This window comes from Paenarthrobacter sp. NEAU-H11, assembly GCF_050573415.1.
Lineage (GTDB): Bacteria > Actinomycetota > Actinomycetes > Actinomycetales > Micrococcaceae > Arthrobacter.
The window spans coordinates 43,745-62,365 of record NZ_JBNZGA010000018.1; the positions used below are offsets into that span (position 1 = coordinate 43,745).

Annotated in this window: 17 protein-coding genes and 2 tRNA genes; 14 read left to right on the top strand and 5 right to left on the bottom strand. The window is 64.0% G+C overall.

Going from position 1 to position 18,621, the window contains the following annotated elements; all coding sequences use genetic code 11:
* The first annotated feature begins 4 nt into the window (after positions 1 to 4).
* The 9 genes from recF (at position 5) to ACQ3DC_RS18280 (ending at position 9,174) form a co-directional block, all read left to right on the top strand.
* The gene (gene recF / locus ACQ3DC_RS18240; protein WP_370460517.1) at positions 5 to 1,216 is read left to right on the top strand and encodes a DNA replication/repair protein RecF; all 1,212 of its coding nucleotides are present in this window, start codon (positions 5 to 7) and stop codon (positions 1,214 to 1,216) included.
* Positions 1,200 to 1,760 carry a DUF721 domain-containing protein gene (locus ACQ3DC_RS18245; protein WP_157240147.1) on the top strand — a complete coding sequence of 187 codons (561 nt, stop codon included), beginning with the start codon at positions 1,200 to 1,202 and terminating at the stop codon, positions 1,758 to 1,760. The genes recF and ACQ3DC_RS18245 overlap by 17 nt, the downstream gene beginning before the upstream one ends.
* Positions 1,761 to 2,139: 379 nt before the next feature.
* Entirely contained in the window at positions 2,140 to 4,227 is a 2,088-nt protein-coding gene (gyrB, locus tag ACQ3DC_RS18250; protein ID WP_430752882.1) for a DNA topoisomerase (ATP-hydrolyzing) subunit B, read from the top strand.
* A 57-nt stretch (positions 4,228 to 4,284) separates the two neighbouring features.
* The gene (gene gyrA, locus ACQ3DC_RS18255; protein ID WP_323058120.1) at positions 4,285 to 6,963 is read left to right on the top strand and encodes a DNA gyrase subunit A; all 2,679 of its coding nucleotides are present in this window, start codon (positions 4,285 to 4,287) and stop codon (positions 6,961 to 6,963) included.
* Positions 6,956 to 7,624 carry a DUF3566 domain-containing protein gene (locus ACQ3DC_RS18260; protein ID WP_321214850.1) on the top strand — a complete coding sequence of 223 codons (669 nt, stop codon included), beginning with the start codon at positions 6,956 to 6,958 and terminating at the stop codon, positions 7,622 to 7,624. The genes gyrA and ACQ3DC_RS18260 overlap by 8 nt, the downstream gene beginning before the upstream one ends.
* A gap of 97 nt (positions 7,625 to 7,721) precedes the next feature.
* A tRNA-Ile gene (locus ACQ3DC_RS18265) sits at positions 7,722 to 7,795 on the top strand.
* Between the two features lie 67 nt (positions 7,796 to 7,862).
* The gene (locus ACQ3DC_RS18270; protein ID WP_234005471.1) at positions 7,863 to 7,979 is read left to right on the top strand and encodes a DLW-39 family protein; all 117 of its coding nucleotides are present in this window, start codon (positions 7,863 to 7,865) and stop codon (positions 7,977 to 7,979) included.
* Positions 7,980 to 8,050: 71 nt separating this feature from the next.
* Positions 8,051 to 8,126, top strand: a tRNA-Ala gene (locus ACQ3DC_RS18275).
* 97 nt (positions 8,127 to 8,223) lie between these two features.
* Positions 8,224 to 9,174 carry a DMT family transporter gene (locus ACQ3DC_RS18280; RefSeq protein WP_321214851.1) on the top strand — a complete coding sequence of 317 codons (951 nt, stop codon included), beginning with the start codon at positions 8,224 to 8,226 and terminating at the stop codon, positions 9,172 to 9,174.
* 19 nt (positions 9,175 to 9,193) lie between these two features.
* Here ACQ3DC_RS18280 and ACQ3DC_RS18285 read toward each other — a convergent pair whose 3' ends face one another.
* Both ACQ3DC_RS18285 and ACQ3DC_RS18290 read right to left on the bottom strand, forming a co-directional pair.
* The gene (locus ACQ3DC_RS18285) at positions 9,194 to 10,069 is read right to left on the bottom strand and encodes a glycosyltransferase (RefSeq protein ID WP_321214852.1); all 876 of its coding nucleotides are present in this window, start codon (positions 10,067 to 10,069) and stop codon (positions 9,194 to 9,196) included.
* A 138-nt stretch (positions 10,070 to 10,207) separates the two neighbouring features.
* The gene (locus tag ACQ3DC_RS18290; RefSeq protein WP_321214853.1) at positions 10,208 to 11,149 is read right to left on the bottom strand and encodes a hypothetical protein; all 942 of its coding nucleotides are present in this window, start codon (positions 11,147 to 11,149) and stop codon (positions 10,208 to 10,210) included.
* Between the two features lie 154 nt (positions 11,150 to 11,303).
* Between ACQ3DC_RS18290 and ACQ3DC_RS18295 the strand changes: the two genes are divergently transcribed.
* From ACQ3DC_RS18295 to ACQ3DC_RS18305, 3 genes are all read left to right on the top strand, one after another.
* Positions 11,304 to 11,849 carry a peptidylprolyl isomerase gene (locus ACQ3DC_RS18295; RefSeq protein ID WP_139027259.1) on the top strand — a complete coding sequence of 182 codons (546 nt, stop codon included), beginning with the start codon at positions 11,304 to 11,306 and terminating at the stop codon, positions 11,847 to 11,849.
* Positions 11,850 to 11,858: 9 nt separating this feature from the next.
* Positions 11,859 to 12,737 carry a rhomboid family intramembrane serine protease gene (locus ACQ3DC_RS18300; protein ID WP_157240142.1) on the top strand — a complete coding sequence of 293 codons (879 nt, stop codon included), beginning with the start codon at positions 11,859 to 11,861 and terminating at the stop codon, positions 12,735 to 12,737.
* A 528-nt stretch (positions 12,738 to 13,265) separates the two neighbouring features.
* Positions 13,266 to 13,733 (top strand): carboxymuconolactone decarboxylase family protein, encoded by a 468-nt coding sequence (locus ACQ3DC_RS18305; protein WP_157240140.1) that lies wholly within the window; start codon positions 13,266 to 13,268, stop codon positions 13,731 to 13,733.
* A gap of 182 nt (positions 13,734 to 13,915) precedes the next feature.
* On the opposite strand, the gene ACQ3DC_RS18310 is transcribed toward ACQ3DC_RS18305, so the two are convergent.
* Together ACQ3DC_RS18310 and ACQ3DC_RS18315 are read right to left on the bottom strand one after the other, a co-directional pair.
* Positions 13,916 to 14,530, bottom strand: a complete 615-nt coding sequence (locus ACQ3DC_RS18310; protein ID WP_323058119.1) for a DNA-3-methyladenine glycosylase I — start codon at positions 14,528 to 14,530, stop codon at positions 13,916 to 13,918.
* A 66-nt stretch (positions 14,531 to 14,596) separates the two neighbouring features.
* Complete coding sequence (locus tag ACQ3DC_RS18315) at positions 14,597 to 14,848, bottom strand: cell division protein CrgA (protein ID WP_321214856.1); 252 nt, start codon at positions 14,846 to 14,848, stop codon at positions 14,597 to 14,599.
* 174 nt (positions 14,849 to 15,022) lie between these two features.
* Between ACQ3DC_RS18315 and ACQ3DC_RS18320 the strand changes: the two genes are divergently transcribed.
* Together ACQ3DC_RS18320 and ACQ3DC_RS18325 are read left to right on the top strand one after the other, a co-directional pair.
* Positions 15,023 to 15,811 carry a class E sortase gene (locus ACQ3DC_RS18320; protein ID WP_321214857.1) on the top strand — a complete coding sequence of 263 codons (789 nt, stop codon included), beginning with the start codon at positions 15,023 to 15,025 and terminating at the stop codon, positions 15,809 to 15,811.
* A gap of 169 nt (positions 15,812 to 15,980) precedes the next feature.
* Positions 15,981 to 16,622 carry an anthranilate synthase component II gene (locus ACQ3DC_RS18325; protein ID WP_321214858.1) on the top strand — a complete coding sequence of 214 codons (642 nt, stop codon included), beginning with the start codon at positions 15,981 to 15,983 and terminating at the stop codon, positions 16,620 to 16,622.
* A gap of 48 nt (positions 16,623 to 16,670) precedes the next feature.
* Here ACQ3DC_RS18325 and pknB read toward each other — a convergent pair whose 3' ends face one another.
* Positions 16,671 to 18,611 carry a Stk1 family PASTA domain-containing Ser/Thr kinase gene (gene pknB / locus ACQ3DC_RS18330; protein WP_321214859.1) on the bottom strand — a complete coding sequence of 647 codons (1,941 nt, stop codon included), beginning with the start codon at positions 18,609 to 18,611 and terminating at the stop codon, positions 16,671 to 16,673.
* Positions 18,612 to 18,621 lie beyond the last annotated feature (10 nt).

Consider the following 18,621-nt stretch of genomic DNA (forward strand, 5'->3'; position numbering starts at 1 on the left):
CCGCGTGTACCTCGAACACCTCTCCCTGACCGACTTCCGCAGCTACGCCCAGGTTGACCTTGCCCTGGCTCCGGGAGTCACAGTCCTGGTGGGATACAACGGCATCGGCAAGACCAACCTGATGGAGGCCATCGGCTACCTGGCCACCCTCAGCTCCCACCGCGTCAGCTCGGATGCACCCCTCCTGCGGTTTGGAACGGACCGGGCGTTGGTGCGGGCCCGCCTGGTCCGGGGCGGGCAGACTACGGTCCTGGAACTTGAAATCAACGCAGGGCGGGCAAACCGCGGCCGGATCAACCGCAGTAATCCGGTGCGCGCCCGTGACCTGCTCGGCATATGCCAAACGGTCCTCTTCGCTCCGGAGGACCTGGCCTTGGTCAAGGGGGATCCCTCGAACCGGCGCCGCTTCCTGGACGAGCTGCTCGCGAGCCTTATTCCGCATCATGCCGCGACCCGCAGCGACTACGACCGCGTGTTGAAGCAGCGCAATGCGCTGCTGAAGTCTGCCCGGGCGGGCAAATTCACTCCTGCCCATGAGGCAACCCTCGACGTGTGGGACCAGCACATGGCGAAGGCCGGCGCCGAACTGCTCCACGCCAGGCTTGAACTGGTGGAGCGGCTGCGCCCGCATCTGGCGCGGGCATATGCGGACCTCACCGACGCGTCAAAACCGGCAGACGCCGTCTACCGCTCCACCCTCCAGAGCCAGATGGACGACGACGGCGCAGCGCTCCCTCCCGCCGCGGGCACCGCGGCCGGAGGTACTTCGCCGGACGTGGAAGACCTGCGCCGGTTCTCTGTGGACGAGTTGGCGGAGCGGTACGTCCGCGCCTTCGCCGAATCCCGCCGGAAGGAAATCGAACGGGGCATTTCGCTCGTGGGACCGCACCGCGACGAGCTGGAACTCATCCTGGGCCAGGCGCCGGCCAAGGGTTATGCCTCGCATGGCGAAACATGGTCCATGTGCCTCTCGCTGCGGCTCGCCTCCTACTATGTGATGCTGGACGACGCCCGTACCGGAGGGTCTGCTCCCATCCTGATCCTCGACGACGTTTTTGCCGAGCTGGACGTCCAGCGGCGGCGTAAACTGGCCGCAATAGTCTCCGGCGCGGAGCAGGTCCTGGTGACCGCCGCCGTCGACGCCGACATCCCGGAAGAGCTGTCCGGACGGCGGGTGAAGGTCATCCCGGGAGGTATTGATGAGCAGGGACAATGAAAAGGGCGGCGGGCTCCAGCCCGGCCGCGATCCCGACAACATCGATGCCCCGCAGGTTGCCCTGAACCGGATGCGGGAAGCAGCCGCAGCGCGCGGCGAAATCCGCAGGGCAGCGCACCGCCCGGGCACCTCAAAGGCGAAAAAGGGCACCCGCGACACCCGAGGCTTCAGCCAGTTCCACGCCACGGGCCGCGACCCCCTTGGCCTGGGCAAGGTGGTGGGACGCCTGGTGGCGGAACGCGGCTGGACCTCCCCGGTGGCGGTGGGGTCCGTGATGGCTGAATGGGCAACCCTGGTTGGTCCTGAAATCTCGGCCCACTGCGTCCCGGAAAGTTTCACCGACACCACCCTGCACGTCCGGTGCGACTCAACCGCCTGGGCCACCCAGCTGCGCCTGCTAAGCACCAGCCTCCTGGAGAAGTTCCGGGTGGAGCTGGGCGACGGAGTGGTAACCAGCATCAAGGTGCTCGGCCCTGCGGCACCGAGCTGGCGCAAGGGCGGCCGCTCGGTAAACGGCCGGGGCCCCCGGGACACTTACGGGTAGTGCCGGCACCGGACTCTTGAAAATCCGCCCAACGGCGTGTAGAGCGCTGTAAGGGACGCCGGGCGTATAGGCACCCGGAGGCCGTACTTCCAGCGCGCCCTAGGCGCGGCCAATGCCCTCGCATGGGCACACCACTGTCCGCCGACGGCCCTGGAATGCGGGGAAATGGGCTGTCGCGCGGTAGAATCGGTGTAGATAACTGGGCGCGGGTGAAACGTTGACTGAGTCCGTTTTCGCGCGCTCACAGCACGCGGAGTGCGGATCCCCACCGTCAGCAGGCCACCGGCGCTATAAGTTTGTGCCTGTTGGCGGATGACTTTCCTGATCCAGGAGGGGACTCGGCCGGCCATCATCGAGAACAGAGGAGTCGACAGCGCCTGTGGCTAACGACAATACAGATATTCTGGCAGCTGAACCCGCAGTCGAGGATGCCCGTACGCCTGACACCCCGGCCGCATCGGCGACGCCGCGTGAATACGGTGCCAGCGACATCACTGTCCTTGAAGGCCTGGAGGCGGTACGGAAGCGCCCGGGCATGTACATCGGTTCTACAGGACCGCGCGGACTCCACCACCTCGTCTACGAAGTTGTTGATAACTCGGTGGATGAGGCCCTTGCAGGCTACTGCACCCACATCGAGGTTGTCCTGCAGGCCGACGGCGGCGTGAAAGTGGTGGACGACGGCCGCGGCATTCCCGTGGACATGCACCCTACGGAGCACAAGCCCACGGTTGAAGTGGTCATGACCATCCTGCACGCCGGCGGAAAGTTCGGCGGCGGCGGTTATGCCGTGTCCGGCGGCCTCCACGGCGTCGGCATCTCCGTGGTCAATGCCCTCTCCAGCCGCGTGGATACTGAAGTGCGGCGCCAGGGCCATGTCTGGCGGATGTCCTTCGCGGACGGCGGCAAGCCGCAGGGCAGCCTGGTCAAGGGCGAGGAAACGGACCTCACCGGTACCACCCAGACCTTCTACCCGGATCCCGCGATCTTCGAAAGCACCGAATTCGACTTTGAGACACTGCGCGCCCGCTTCCAGCAGATGGCCTTCCTCAACAAGGGCCTTCGCATCACGCTGACGGACGAGCGCACCGCTGCTGAGGCGGATGCCGACGCCGACCTGGACCTGGACGCCGTCATTACCGAGGGCGAAGTCAGCGCAGAGCACCGCACCGTGGTGTACCAGTACGACGAAGGCCTGCTGGACTACGTCAAGCACCTGAACTCCGGCAAAAAGGTGGATGTGGTCCACGAAGACGTCATCGCCTTCGAAACCGAGGACAAAGAACGCAAGATAGCCCTCGAAATGGCGATGCAGTGGACCAACGCCTACTCGGAGAGCGTGCACACGTACGCCAACACCATCAACACCCATGAAGGCGGAACCCACGAAGAAGGCTTCCGCGCTGCCATGACGTCCCTGATCAACCGCTACGCGCGTGAGAAGGGAATCATCAAGGAAAAAGACGACAACCTCACCGGTGACGACATCCGCGAAGGCCTTACCGCCGTCATTTCCGTCAAGCTTGCCGAACCCCAGTTCGAAGGCCAGACCAAGACCAAACTCGGCAACTCCGAGGTCAAGGGCTTCGTCCAGCGCGTGGTAACTGACGGACTGGGTGACTGGCTGGAACGCAACCCCGGGCCCGCCCGGGACGTCATCCGGAAGGCGATATCCGCAGCGCAGGCCCGAATGGCCGCACGCAAGGCACGGGACAACGCCCGCCGGAAGAGCCCGCTGGAATCCTTCGGCATGCCGGGCAAGCTCTCTGACTGCTCCTCGAAGAACCCGGAAAAGTGCGAGGTCTACATCGTCGAGGGTGACTCCGCCGGCGGCTCCGCAAAACGCGGCCGCAATCCGGAGACCCAGGCCATCCTGCCCTTGCGCGGAAAGATCCTGAACGTGGAGCGCGCACGCCTGGACAAAGCGTTGGGCAATGCCGAAGTCCAGTCCATGATCACCGCCTTCGGAACCGGTATTGGAGAGGATTTCGACCTCTCCAAGCTCCGCTACCACAAGATCGTCCTGATGGCGGATGCCGACGTGGACGGACAGCACATCACCACCCTGCTGATGACGCTGCTGTTCCGCTACATGCGCCCCCTCATTGAGAACGGCTATGTCTACCTTGCCCAGCCGCCGCTGTACCGCATCAAGTGGTCCAACGCAGCCCATGATTACGTCTACAGCGACCGCGAACGCGACGCGAAACTCGTGGCCGGCCAGGCGGCCGGACGCCGGATCCCCAAGGACAACGGAATCCAGCGCTACAAGGGCCTCGGCGAAATGGACTACACCGAACTGTGGGACACCACCATGGATCCGGACCACCGCACCCTGCTGCAGGTGACGATGGACGACGCCCTCGCGGCGGACCAGATCTTCTCGGTCCTGATGGGCGAGGACGTTGAATCACGCCGCAACTTCATTCAGCAGAACGCCAAGGACGTCAGGTTCCTCGATATCTAGGAAGCACGCTGTCCTAATATTCGGAATCTCACATATACCTGAAACGGAAATTAATTAATGAGCGACGAAACACCCGAGAACCCGGCCTCCGACGCCGGCACTCCGGACACCGTTCTTGAAGGCGACGTGCTGATCGACCGCGTGGAGCAGGTGGACCTCCAGACAGAAATGCAGCGGTCCTACCTGGACTACGCCATGGCTGTCATTGTTGGCCGTGCCCTCCCGGACGTCCGGGACGGCCTGAAGCCGGTCCACCGCCGGGTCCTTTACGCGATGTTCGACGGCGGCTACCGGCCTGACCGTTCCTTCAACAAGTGTGCCCGTGTGGTGGGCGAGGTCATGGGCCAGTACCACCCGCACGGCGATACGGCGATCTACGACGCTTTGGTCCGCCTCATCCAGGACTGGACCATGCGCTACCCCCTGGCCCTCGGCCAGGGCAACTTCGGCTCCCCGGGCAATGATGGCGCTGCGGCACCCCGGTACACCGAAACGAAGATGGCTCCGCTTGCCATGGAAATGGTCAGGGACATCGACGAGGAAACCGTCGATTTCCAGGACAACTACGACGGCAAGAACCAGGAACCCACCATCCTGCCTGCCAGGTTCCCCAACCTGCTGGTGAACGGGTCTTCCGGCATCGCCGTCGGCATGGCCACCAACATTCCGCCGCACAACCTGCGCGAAGTGGCGGACGGCGTGCAGTGGTATCTGGCGAACCCCGGCGCCAGCCGCGAAGAACTGCTGGAAGAACTCCTGCTGCGGATCAAGGGTCCCGATTTCCCCACCGGCGCCACCATCCTGGGCCACAAGGGCATCGAGGATGCCTACCGGACCGGCCGCGGCTCCGTCACCATGCGCGCGGTGGTAAATGTCGAAGAGCTGCAGGGACGCACCTGCCTGGTGGTCACCGAGCTGCCGTACCAGGCAAACCCGGACAACCTGGCCATCAAGATCGCCGAACTGGTCAAGGACGGCAAGATCCAGGGCATTGCGGACCTCCGCGACGAGACCTCCGGACGCACGGGCCAGCGCCTGGTCATCGTGCTCAAGCGCGATGCCGTGGCCAAGGTGGTGCTGAACAACCTTTACAAGCACACCGAACTGCAAAGCAACTTCTCCGCCAACATGCTGGCCATTGTTGACGGCGTCCCCCGCACCCTGAGCCTGGACGCCTTCATCCGGCACTGGGTGACCCACCAGATGGATGTCATTGCCCGCCGCACGCGGTACCGGCTGCGCAAGGCCGAGGAAGAGGCCCACATCCTGCGGGCGCTCCTGAAGGCACTGGACATGCTGGACGAGGTGATCGCCCTCATCCGCGCGTCCAACACCACCGAAGCGGCACGCGACGGACTGATGGAACTGCTCGACATCGACGAGCTCCAGGCCCGCGCCATCCTTGACATGCAGCTGCGCCGCCTCGCCGCCCTGGAACGGCAAAAGATCCAGGACCGGCACGCCGAGCTTGAAGCGTTGATCGCCGAGTACAACGAAATCCTTGGCTCGGAGCAGCGCCAGCGCGAGATCATCAGCACCGAGCTCGGCGAGATCGTGGACAAGCACGGGGACGATCGCCGTACCCGGATCCTCATGGGATTCGACGGCGACATGTCCATGGAGGACCTCATTCCCGAAGAGGAGATGGTGGTCACCATTACGCGCGGCGGCTACGTCAAGCGCACCCGCAGCGACAACTACCGTTCGCAGCAGCGCGGCGGCAAGGGCATCAAGGGTGCCCAGCTCCGCGGCGACGACGTGGTGGAGCACTTCTTCGTCACCACCACCCACCACTGGCTGCTCTTCTTCACCAACCTGGGCCGCGTCTACCGCGCCAAGGCCTATGAGCTGATGGAGGCGGGCCGCGATGCCAAGGGCCAGCACGTGGCCAACCTCATGGCGTTCCAGCCGGACGAACACATCGCCCAGGTCCTGGACCTGAAGGACTACCAGCAGGCGCCGTACCTGGTCCTGGCCACCAAGCGAGGGCTGGTCAAGAAGACCCGGCTCGAGGATTACGACACCAACCGTTCCGCCGGCGTGATTGCCATCAACCTGCGCGACGGCGACGAGCTGGTGTCCGCGCAGCTGGTTTCGGAAACCGACGACCTCCTGCTGGTGTCCCGCAAGGGCCAGTCCATCCGTTTCACCGCCACCGAGGATGCCCTCCGGCCCATGGGCCGGGCAACCTCCGGAGTCACCGGAATGAAGTTCCGCGAGGAGGATGAGCTGCTGGCCGCCAATGTGGTGACTGACGGCTCCTACGTCTTCATCGTGACCGAGGGCGGGTACGCCAAACGGACAGCGGTGGAGGAATACCGGCTCCAGGGACGCGGCGGGCTGGGCATCAAGGTAGCCAAGCTTGCCGAAGAACGCGGCGACCTCGTGGGCGCGCTGATCGTCCAGGAAGAGGATGAGGTGCTGGTGGTCATGGAGGGCGGCAAAGTGGTCCGGTCCTCCGTTGCCGGTGTCCCCGCCAAGGGTCGTGACACCATGGGCGTGATCTTTGCCAAGCCGGACAAAAACGACCGGATTATCGAGGTGGCACGCAACAGCGAACGCGGCCTCGAGGGCGAGGAATCACCGGAGGATGACGTAACGTTGGCTGAAGACGGCGGATCCCTCGAGGAATCAGCCAGCCCAGCATTGGCAGAAGAACCACCGGCCGTTGAGTCAGAGGACGCCTCGGGCAACGCTGAGCAGAACGAAGACTACACGGAGGTAACGAGTGAGTAATCCCGACTCATTTCCCAAGTCGAACAGTACCGTTCCCGACGGCAGCCGGCCCTCAGCCGCTCCACGGGTAAACGCCCCCGTTCGTCCGCAACAGCGCCCTGCCGCCCCTGCCGCCGCCCAGGGGCAGCGCCCGGCAGTCCCCGGCCAGCGTCCGGCCCAGGGCGACCGGCCGGCGGGACCGCCGGCCCAGCGTCCCGTGGGACAGCCCGGCCAGCGCCCGGCACCCGGCCAGCGTCCGCCGTCGGCCGGTACAGGGCAAGGCACCCCGGGCCTCGTCAAGCCTGCTCCGAAAGCGAAGGTCCGGCGTGCACGGCTGCTGATCAGCAAGGTGGACCCGTGGTCCGTCCTCAAGATGGCTTTCCTGCTGTCCGTGGCACTGGGAATTGTCACCGTGGTGGCCGCCATTGTGCTGTGGACTGTTCTTGACCTCACCGGAATCTTCGATCAGGTGGACAGCCTGTTGGGTACCCTGGCCGGCTCCGAAGGCGGCGGCTTTGAGCTGAAGAAGGTGGCTTCCCTGGGCCAGGTGGCATCCTTCGCCACCATCATCGCGGTGGTGAACGTGGTCCTGCTGACCGCTCTCTCCATGCTTTCCGCCGTGCTCTACAACATCTCTGCCACCCTTGTGGGCGGTATTGGCGTCACCCTCACGGACGACTAGTTCCCTGTTTTCGCCGGCCAGATACCGGCGAAAACGCCCGATTTGAGATCGGGCCGGGATGTGCTGTAAAGTCATGTCTCGGCCCGATGAGGCATCGGGGCGTATAGCTCAGGTGGTTAGAGCGCTTCGCTGATAACGAAGAGGTCCCAGGTTCAAGTCCTGGTACGCCCACGGAACCTGTGCAGGTTCAAGCAGGTCTGGTTCGCGTAACCCGCAGCCGGACCGGAACGGGGAGCATGTGAAGAAGTTGCTTGTACTGGCAGCGGCGATCGCAGGCGTCCTGCTCTACCGGAAAGCACAGGAATCCGAAGCCCGGAAAGATGCCTGGAGCAAGTCAACCGACTCGGTGGACTAGCGCCGGGACCCGGACTGGAGCTGGTCAAAGGCCTCCAGGTTCTAGGGTATGATTGACGGGTTGCTTCTTATGGGGGCATGGCGCAATTGGTAGCGCACCTGCTTTGCAAGCAGGGGGTTCGGGGTTCGAGTCCCCGTGCCTCCACCATAAGAAAGTCCCGGTCAGCGGAAACGCCGGCCGGGACTTTTGCTTTGTCCGCGGCATGAGCTCAAACAGCAGTCGAACTGCGCATTAGGGTTGGTCAGTGAACTTCTTTCTTGCAGCCCTCGGCGTCCTGGGCGTCGCGTCATCCGGTCCGCTGATTGCTGCCACCCTGGGCGCCACCACTGTGAGTGCACTCGCCATTGCCTTTTGGCGCAATGCGATCGGCGCGGCCGTGATGGCCTCCCCCACTCTCGTCCGGGAGCCCCGGCAATTCGGCAGGATCACCAAACGCGAGTTTCGCTGGTGCCTGCTGGCCGCCATTGCCCTGGCATTCCACTTTGCCTGCTTCATCACCTCGCTGCAGCTCACCTCTGTCGCGGCAGCTACTGCGCTGGTGTGCCTGCAGTCGGCGTGGATTGCGGTGTTTCAACTCTTCCGCGGGACCCGCCACCGTTGGCAGGTGCTGGCCGGGCTGGGCATTGCTTTCGGCGGTGTTGTAGCCATCACCGGGTTTGACATGGGGTCCTCCCCGCAGGCCCTGCTGGGTGACCTCCTGGCCGTGGCCGGCGGCGCGCTGGCCGGCCTTTACACGCTGGCAGGCGGGAAGGCCCGGCAAAGCATGACGACGGGCACCTACACCACCCTCTGCTACGGGATGTGTGCAGCAGTCGTGGCCGTCATGGCTCTTCTGGCCGGGCAACCGCTGGCGGGCTTCGAAGCGGCGGGCTGGCTGGGGATCCTGGCGATCACAGTCTGCGCGCAGCTTGTGGGCCACACAGCGTTCAATCACCTGCTGGCCACTATGAGCCCGCTGCTGGTGTCCATGATCATCCTTCTGGAAATTCCGGGGGCTGCGCTGCTCGCCGCGGTCTTCCTCAAGGAGACGCTCCCGGCCGGAACCTATGCCGGGCTGGGCCTGATTCTGGCCGGACTCGCCGTCGTCGTGACGGGCCAAAGGTCGGGCAGGTCCGGGCGCCGGGGAAGGCCAGCGCGGAACGGGCAGGAGGAACCGCCGTCGGACCGCCCGCTTGCAGAGCTGGGAACGGACTGAGGGCGCCCTGTCCGGCGGCCTACTGGCCGCCGCGGCGCACAGGCTGGGCCGTGTTGACCGTGTGGATGGCCCGGAGGAGCTTTGCGGGGAAGTACACCGAAAAGAACACCACCATGGGAGCCTTTAGCGCCATCTTCTTTACGTTGTGGGCCTTGTAGGTGCGGTCGAACCGCGTGACGTAATAGCGGTAGTCCCGCGGTGAGTCCTCCAGCCGCCGGGCGGACATGCCGGAGACCATCTGCGGGCAGTACTGGATTTTCAGGTCGTGTTCGGCGAGGTGCAGGGACAGATCGATGTCCTCATGCATCTCGTCCTTTTCATCAAGGCAGGTCTCTGCCCGGATGGCGTCCCAGGCGGAGGAGCGGAGGGCCATGTTGGAGCCGAACAGGAAATGGTACTGGTGTTTAGCCAGCTTCAGCATCAGCTGGCGCATTTTGTCATCGGCTTTGAGCCCGAACCGGCGCATGGGCATGTCGTAATAGACCACCGGACCCGTGGCCGCCTGGACTGAATGGTCCACGAACGCCCTCTGCACCTGCTCCACCCAGTCGGGCTCCACTACCGAATCGGCGTCGATCCGGCCCAGGACATCTCCCGTGGCGTTGTCCAGCCCGAAGTTCCGGGTGGGAATAAGGCCCTGCTGCTGATCCTGGCTCAACAGCACCAGCGGGCTTTCCGGGTATTCGAGCTGCATTTGGCGCACGATGTCAGCGGTCCGGTCCTTGGAAAGGTTGTCCACCACCACGATCTCGTGGGCCGGGACCGACTGGTAGATGGCAGCTATCAGGCACTGCCTGATAACGCCCTCCTCGTTGTAGGCCGGGATGACAATGGATACGCGGGGCAGGTTTGCTGCGTCGTTCAAGGCATCCCCAGAGGGTTGTTGGGCTGGCATCAGTTCAAATCTAGCATCCAACCGCAGCCGCTCCCGGATGGCGGAAACCATGGGAGACAGGAAAAGGGCCCCGCCTGCGGCGGAGCCCTTTCCGGCTAAGCTCTCCGGCCTTGGCCGGACGACACAGCTGACAGCTGATCAGGACTGGGTAGTGCCCTTGTTCCCGTTGCTGATGTTGGCCGCGATGTTCTTGGTGGCAGTCTTGGCATCGGTAGCTGGAGCCGCGCTTTCCGAGGCGTCTTCAGCCACGTGCTTTGCCTTTTCCCCGGCGTCCTCGGCCTTGTCCGCCGTGGCGGCGTCGGTCGAAGGGGAAACCGGCGCTGCCGCAGGTTCAGCGGCGTCGGCTGCCTTTTCCTTGACCTCGTTCACTGTGGTGGCCGGAACCGGTGCGGGCGTGGGTGTCACCGGGGAAGGGGTCTTCCACGGATCCTCAACCGGCTTGGATGCCTTCCAGGCAGCTACTGCAGCCGCAACCGCCGCCGCAATGACGCCGAAAACGAGCCAGCCGCGCTTCTTCGGCTTCTCCGGCTCGGCAAGCTGGATCCCTACGGTCCGGCCCGCCTCCGTTGCTGCTGCCTTGAGCTGTGTGCCGGTGGCCTGGGCCTGCTCCTGGATGGCGTGGATGATTCCCACATCCCCAAGTTTCTGCGCAACGGCGTCAACGTGCGCGGGAGTGTTCTCCAGGGTGCGGTGCACGGCCTCCGAGGCGTGGCCGATCTGGTCTGACAGGCGCGGCAGGTATTCAACGACAACCCGGTCACGGGCGTTGAGGATCACCGGGGTGGCCTTGTCCAGGGCCTCATGAAGACGGGGAGAGGCGCCTTCCACAGCTTCGTTGATCTTGGGCGCGAGCTGCGCCAGGCCGTCCTGGATGCGTGGGGTCACGGTGGCCACGCCGTCCGCCAGGTTGTGGGCAGCGGATTTCAAGCCTTCCTGGATCTTTGGCGACGCAGTGTCCAGGCCGTGCTGGAGACGGTCAACAGCTGCTTCCACACGGGGGGCTGCCCAATCCTTGGCGTTCTCTACGGCGCTGGCGACTTGCAGCTCAAGGTCACGGGCAATACGGTCCGACTTCTTCACAACTACCTCCCGGTTAGGTGACGGTTCTGTGGTTAGCCTACGTTGCTTGGTGTTCACCGGCTATTCCCACTGCGGATTTTAGGCGGATTTCACCCAGCGCGGAACTGCCGCCGCAGCCGCAACGGCCCGGATGGGCCATGGAAGAATGGAGGCTATGACTGCCATCGCAACCGCAAAAGCAACCATCCACACGAGCCTCGGCGACATCGCCGTGAACCTCTTCGGCAACCACGCTCCCAAGACCGTCAAGAACTTCGTCGGCCTTGCCACCGGCGAGCAGGCGTGGACCCACCCGGAGACGGGTGAGGACAAGACCGGCACCCCGCTCTACAACGGGACCATCTTCCACCGCATCATCAAGGACTTCATGATCCAGGCCGGCGATCCGCTGGGCCGTGGTGTGGGCGGCCCGGGCTACCAGTTCGATGACGAGATCCACCCCGAACTGAGCTTCAACCAGCCTTACAAGCTGGCCATGGCCAACGCAGGCATCCGCATGGGCAAGGGAACCAACGGTTCGCAGTTCTTCATCACCACCATCCCCACGGACTGGCTCCAGGGGAAGCACACGATCTTCGGTGAAGTGGCTGACGAAGAATCCAAGAAGGTTGTTGACGCAATCGAAGGCGTCCGTACCGGCATGGGTGACCGTCCCGTAGAGGACGTCACCATCAACAGCATCGACATCGAACAGCTGTAACACCGAACCATGAGTTACGGAATTCCGTCGGCTGAGCCGTCCGCGCAGGTTCCGGTATGCCCGCGGCACCCGGACCGGCCCTCCTATGTGCGCTGCCAGCGTTGCGGTCGCCCCGCATGCCCTGACTGCCAGCGGGCGGCCGCCGTCGGATTCCAATGCATTGACTGCGTCAACGAAACAAAACGTTCGACGCCGGAGGTCCGGACGGTCTATGGCGGCGTCGCCGCTGCTGGCAAGCCTTTGGTGACGTTCGGAATAATCGCCGTATGTGCTGTGGTGTACGCGCTGCAGTGGCTCATCCCGGGCCAGGCTGTGTACGAACAGTTTGCCTACAACAATGTCTTTGCCACCCCCCAGTACGGGGCGTTCGAGCCGTGGCGCATGTTGACGGCGGCTTTCCTGCACTCACCCGATTCACTGCTGCACATCCTGCTGAACATGTACACGCTGTGGATCTTCGGCCAGGTCCTGGAACCGCTCCTTGGCCGCGTGCGTTTCCTGGCCCTCTACCTGTTGTCGGCCGTGGGGGGTAGCGTCGGCTACCTGCTCCTGAACCCTGTCCTCGTGCCCGGCCAGGGGCTGGTGGGAGTAGTGGGCGCATCCGGCGCGATCTTCGGCCTGTTCGGCGCCATGCTGTTGGTCCAGCGCCAGCGTGGCGGGGACACCCGGCAGCTGTGGGTCCTCATAGCTATTAATGGAGTCATAGGTTTCCTGATTCCCCAGATTGCCTGGCAAGCCCATTTGGGCGGGCTCATTACGGGCGCGCTGTGCGCAGCAGTCCTTGCCTACACTCCCCGCGGGCCCCGGCAGGGCTTCCTCCAGGCCGCCGGACTGATGGCCGTGCTGGCCCTGCTGATAGCCGTCAGCTGGGTGAGGATTTCCGTCTAGTCCCCGCCACGGCTGCCAAGCCGGCCCGAGCAGAAAAACCCTGGCCTCCGAAAGGACGCCAGGGTTTCTGCTTATCCACAGCAGTTATCCACATTGTTGGTAACTTACATCCCTGTAGTTCTCCGTTCGGCCCTTCAGCTACCGCGGAGTAGCAGGGATTTTGCGGTGCAGGTTCCATTCTTCTCCACATCTGTGGATAACTGTTGGGGATAGGGGTGTGCTTAAGTGGACAAACAGCCCGTAAAAAGCCGTTCTGTGGATAACGCGGTGAAAACCCCCTGGCACCACTGGTTCTCCCCGGGTCAGGGACGTCCCATCAACAGGGTTATGCACATTGTTAATAAAGAACAGCGGTGTAGTTTTTGGCTGTTTGCGCCGCTGCATCGCAATGTGCGGGCCACTGACCTTCCCATGAGTCCCGGCCTGTTTCCACACCTGTGGATAACTTGTGGGTATCCCGATGTTGGTAAGTGGATAAGCTTCAGGTGCCTACCTTTGCGCCTGAGCCCCTTCCCGACAGGAGAATTTATGACCGCCACTGCCCAGCACGTTTTCCTGGACAAGCAGCATCCTGCATTGTGGCGGGCCCTGAACGGATTGGGGCTCAAGGTCAAGGAGGCGGCCCAGGAAGCCGGCATCGAGGTCCGGACCATGGAGCTGCTTAATGTACGCATTTCGCAGCTGAACGGCTGCGCCTTCTGCCTGGACCTCCACGTCAGAGAAGCTGTCGAGGCGGGCGAGACCCCGCAGAGGCTGGCGGTACTTCCTGCATGGCGCGACACAGCACTTTTCACGGAGAAGGAACGTGCTGCACTGGCGTTGACCGAGAGCATCACGGAATTGCCTGGTCACGGTCCACAGGAGCACGAGGAGTCTTACGCCCGGGAGCACCTCACCGAGGAAGAGTTCTCCGTGGTGAGCTGGCTGGCCATCACGATGAACGCCTTCAACCGGGTTTCCATCACCAGCCACCACCCGGTCCGGCGTAAGCGGTAGGGCACCGCCTTGTCCTTGGGATTATCCACAGGTATTCCACACTGTTAATAAACGCATGTGCAGTGGGGATCGGCCGTGGCCGCCGTGTGAAAGGCGGCCACGCACGTACATGCGTCGGCAATGCGGCCGTTTATCCCCATTGTGGATAACTTTCCCAACAGCTGGGGATAAAAACAAAACCCTTAGCGGGCAGGAGCGGGCCAGATCCCGGAGGACCCGCGCCGGTGGCTCCCCACCAGGTGGGTGTCCACCATGCCGATCGCTTCCATCAGGGCAAACATGGTGGTGGGGCCGACGAAGGAGAATCCCTTTTTCCTCAGGGCCTTGGAGAGCGCAACGGATTCGGCCGACTGGGTGGGGATGTCCGCATGGACGGCGGGGTGCGGAGTGGAAGCGGGCTGGAACTGCCACACGAAGTCCACCAGCCCGCCGTCCTGGCGCAGCGCGAGGGTGGCTTGGGCGTTGTTGATGGCAGCACGGATTTTCAACCGGTTCCGGACGATGCCTGCATCCTGCATGAGCCGCTCAACGTCGGCGTCGGTGAACAGCGCAACCGCATCCGGGCTGAAACCGGCGAAGGCGTCACGGAACGCGGGGCGCTTGCGAAGGATCGTGGCCCAGGAAAGCCCTGCCTGGAAGCCCTCCAGGCAGATGCGTTCGTAGAGGCCTTGTTCGTCCCTGACCGGCAGGCCCCACTCGGTGTCGTAGTAGTCGCGCATGAGCGGGTCCGTGGACGCCCACGCGGGACGGGCGAGGCCGTCGTCACCTACCAGGACACCGGCAGCGTCAGGAGTCACGCTTTTCTCCTTTAGGATTACCTGCCGGGCCGGCCGGCCGGGAGTGGATCTCGTCCTTGAAGGGGCCTAGGAGCGCCAGCGGGTGGTCATGAGGAAGCCTACGATGGCGATGCCGAACCCGGCTACGATGTTCCACGATTCCCAGGCCTGGACGGGAAAGCGGCCTTCGCTGATGTAGAACGTGATGATCCAGAAGAGCCCGATGATCATCAGGCCGAACATAACGGGCTTGAACCATACCGGGTTGGGCTTGTACGCCTGGGAAGCAGTCTGCTGCGGGGTGCTGGCGGTCTTCTTGCGCGGCTTTGACTCGGGCACTGGCTCTCCTTGGCGGGCTGAGGCAAGATCGGCGGTCCGGCCTTGATATCCTGCAAGAAGGAAATTGCCAGCGGTCTGCGCGATCTTGGTCAAATCTGGATTCTTACTAGCAGCCAATTCTAGCCGTAGTTCAGGGGCCGCCGGTGCCCGTCGGAACCGCCCGGAGGAGAACGCGTGGTATTGCAGGAGAAGGCGAGGCAAGCCGCTGCGCCGCCTGCCGGCGTCGTTATACTGCGCGGAACGGTCCAGGTTATTGGCGAGCTGCTCATCACCGCCGGCATCATCCTCCTGTTGTTCGTGGCCTGGCAGCTGTGGTGGACCAACGTGGAATCAGACGCCAGGCAGAGCGAAGTGATCAAGGAATTCGCGCAGGATATTGCCGGCGCCGCCCCTTCCGCGCCGGCCGCTGCTGATCCTCCTGCCGCCGGTGAAGACTTCGGCGAGCCGGCAGTGGCTGCCGCGCCGGCCCACGCCGGCACGATCGGCATCATGTACATTCCCCGGTTCGGGGCGAACTACACGCGGCCGATTGTCCAGGGAACCAGCAGCGATGTGCTGGACACCCTGGGCCTGGGACATTACGGGACCACGGCCATGCCCGGCGCGGTGGGCAACTTCGCTGTCGCGGGGCACCGCCAGACCCATGGCGCAGTGCTGGACAACATCCACACGCTGGTTCCGGGGGACAAAATTTACGTCCAGACGAAAGACGGCTATTACGTCTACGTCTTCCGCAACAACCAGATCGTCATGCCGTCCCGCACCGACGTCCTGGAACCGGTGCCGACGCTTCCTGGGGTTACCCCCACCGAAAGATACCTGACCATGACAAGCTGCAACCCGCGCTTCGGCGCTGAAGAACGCATCATCGCCTACGCGCTGCTGGACAGTTGGCGCCCTGCATCAGCTGGTCCGCCCGCGGAAATCGCGGACCAGGTGGCTTCGGCGATCGGAAAGGGCTGATCATGTACGGCTGGATATTCCGCCATCTCCCAGGGCCGCTTTGGCTGCGGATTGTCACCTCATTGGTGCTCATTGCCGCCGCACTGGTATTGATGGTTCAGTTCCTTTTCCCCTGGATGTCCCACTACACCCAGTTCACCGACTCAACGATTGGTGCAGCAAGCCAGCCATGACCACAACCAAGATCCTCGTGGTGGATAACTACGACAGCTTTGTCTACACCCTGGTGGGCTACCTCCAGGAACTCGGCGCCGAAACCACCGTTGTCCGCAATGACGACGTCACCCTGGCGGAGGCCATTGAACTGGCGAGCACCCGCGACGGCGTACTGATCTCGCCCGGCCCCGGCAACCCGGCTGAAGCAGGAGTCTGCATCGAACTGATCAAGTGGTGCGGTGAGAACAGCGTGCCCATGTTCGGCGTCTGCCTGGGCCACCAGGCGCTTGCCGAGGCCTTCGGCGGCAAGGTGACGCACGCCCCCGAACTCATGCACGGCAAAACATCCCTGGTGCAGCACGTGGGAACCAGCGTGTTTTCCGGGCTCCCCTCCCCCGTCACCGCCACGCGGTACCACTCGCTGGCGGCCGTGCGGGAATCGATTCCGGACGTCCTGGAAATCACTGCTGAGACAGCAACGGGCGTGGTGATGGGCCTCCAGCACCGGACGGCGCCCCTGTGCGGCGTGCAGTTCCACCCGGAATCCGTGCTCACAGAGGGCGGCTACCAGATGCTGGGCAACTGGCTTGAGTCGCTGGGAATGAAGGGCGCGGCTGCCCGGGCAGCCAAACTGAGCCCGCTCATCCAGCGCTGAGCCGGCCCGTTCAGCACTGAATCCGATTGATGCAGCGCTGTGCCGGGCTTAGCCCTTTTTGGTGGAGGTCGGCGTCGGAGTAGGCGTTGGTGTGGGGCTTGGCGGGGGCGGCGGGGCTTTGGCCACCACGATGGTGACGGTCTTGCCCTGGTCCACGGCCGCGTTCACGGGGTCGCTTTGCTCCGTCACCCTGCCCGGCTCAACCTGGGCATTCTCGGCCTCAACGACGTTGGGCACCAGGCTCAGTTCCTTCAACGCCGCTTCCGCCTCTTCGCGGGTGCGTCCCCGCAGTTCAGGCATGGCTACCTTGCCGGTGGAAACCACCAGTTCGACGCTGGTTCCGACGCCCACCTTCTGGCCGGGCGCGGGGCTTGTGGTGATCACAATTCCGGCAGGCACGGTGGCACTGTTTGCCGTGGTGGTGGAGGGGGCCCCTACCAGTCCGCTTTGACGCAGGATATCCCGGGCCGCCGCCTCTGTTTTGCCCGGAAGGCTCTCAGGGATCATGACGGCGCTGGGGCCCTCTGAAATGTTGAGGATCACCTCGGCGCCGGGATCCAGCGAAGCACCGGACGCGGGATCGGTACCGATCGCCGTACCCTTGGCAACGGTGTCGTGCTGCGACCGGACAATCCGGGGCCGGAGCTCCGCGTTATACAGTTCCTGCAGCGCCGCCGACTCTGTCATGGCGGCCACTGCCGGGACCGTGATCTTGGGCGCTGCCGGAGCAGGGCGGTTGATAATGCTGTACAGCCACAGGGCGCCGCCTGCCAGGACAAGGAGCGTGAAGACCACCAGCGTGCCAATCCATGCACGACGACGGGACTTCTGCCGCGGGCTCCGCTCACGTTCCGGAGTCAGGCCCAGCGGCAACGCATCAGCTGACCGATGGTCATCGACGCCGGACGCGAAGGGAACCAGGGTTTCGTGGTCCTCGGCAGAGGAAGGGATAGCCGCCGGCAGCCGGCCGGTAGGTGCGTCGTCGAGGAAGCCTGCCCCTGCGGCGGGGAAGGCCTCGGTGGCCGGCGACGGGACATGGTCGTTGGGGTCCGTGGGCGCTTCGGAGGCCGGAACCGCCGGGACCGGGACGCCGGACCGTGCAGCGCGCAGGGCACGCCGGAACGCCGCAGCATCCTGGAACCGGTCATCCCGGTTCTTTTGCAGCGCCTTCGCCAGCACACTGTCCAGGGCAGGAGTCACATCGGGGTTGAGGCTGCTGGGAGGCTCGGGAATCTCCCGTACATGCTGGTAGGCCACGGACACCGGGCTGTCACCGACGAACGGCGGCCTGGACGTGAGCATTTCGTACAACAGGCAGGCAGCGGAATACAGGTCGCTGCGGGCGTCAACGGTTTCGCCGCGGGCCTGCTCGGGGGACAGGTACTGCGCGGTGCCCACCACGGCCTGTGTCTGCGTCATGGTGGCTGAAGAGTCGGCGATGGCGCGGGCGATGCCGAAGTCCATCACCTTCACCGAGTTGGTGTTTTCGCAGTACATGACGTTGGCCGGCTTGATGTCCCGGTGCACGATGCCGGCCTTGTGGCTGTATTCGAGGGCGCCGAGGACACCCAGGCAGTAGTCGATTGCCTGGTCAATGGTGACGTCATGGGCACGGATCAGGTCGCGGATGGTCTTGCCCTCCACGAATTCCATCACGATGTATGGCACGCGGACGTTGTCCTCCGAGCCATCGTGGACCAGGTGTTCGCCGGTGTCGTAGATGGCAACAATCGAGGAATGGTTGAGGGCAGCAACCGCCTGTGCTTCACGCTTGAACCTGGCCTGGAACTGCGGGTCACGCGCCATGTCCGGCCGAAGCAATTTCACGGCGACAGTCCGCCCCAGCCGGGTGTCCACTCCCCGGTAGACGTCCGCCATGCCGCCGCGGCCGATCAGGCCGCCCAGTTCATACCGGCCGCTGAGGACACGGCGGTTATCCACCGGGAGGCTGTCCTCGCGGTGCAACGGTGTGCGCGCTGACTCGTTCACTGGCTGTCCT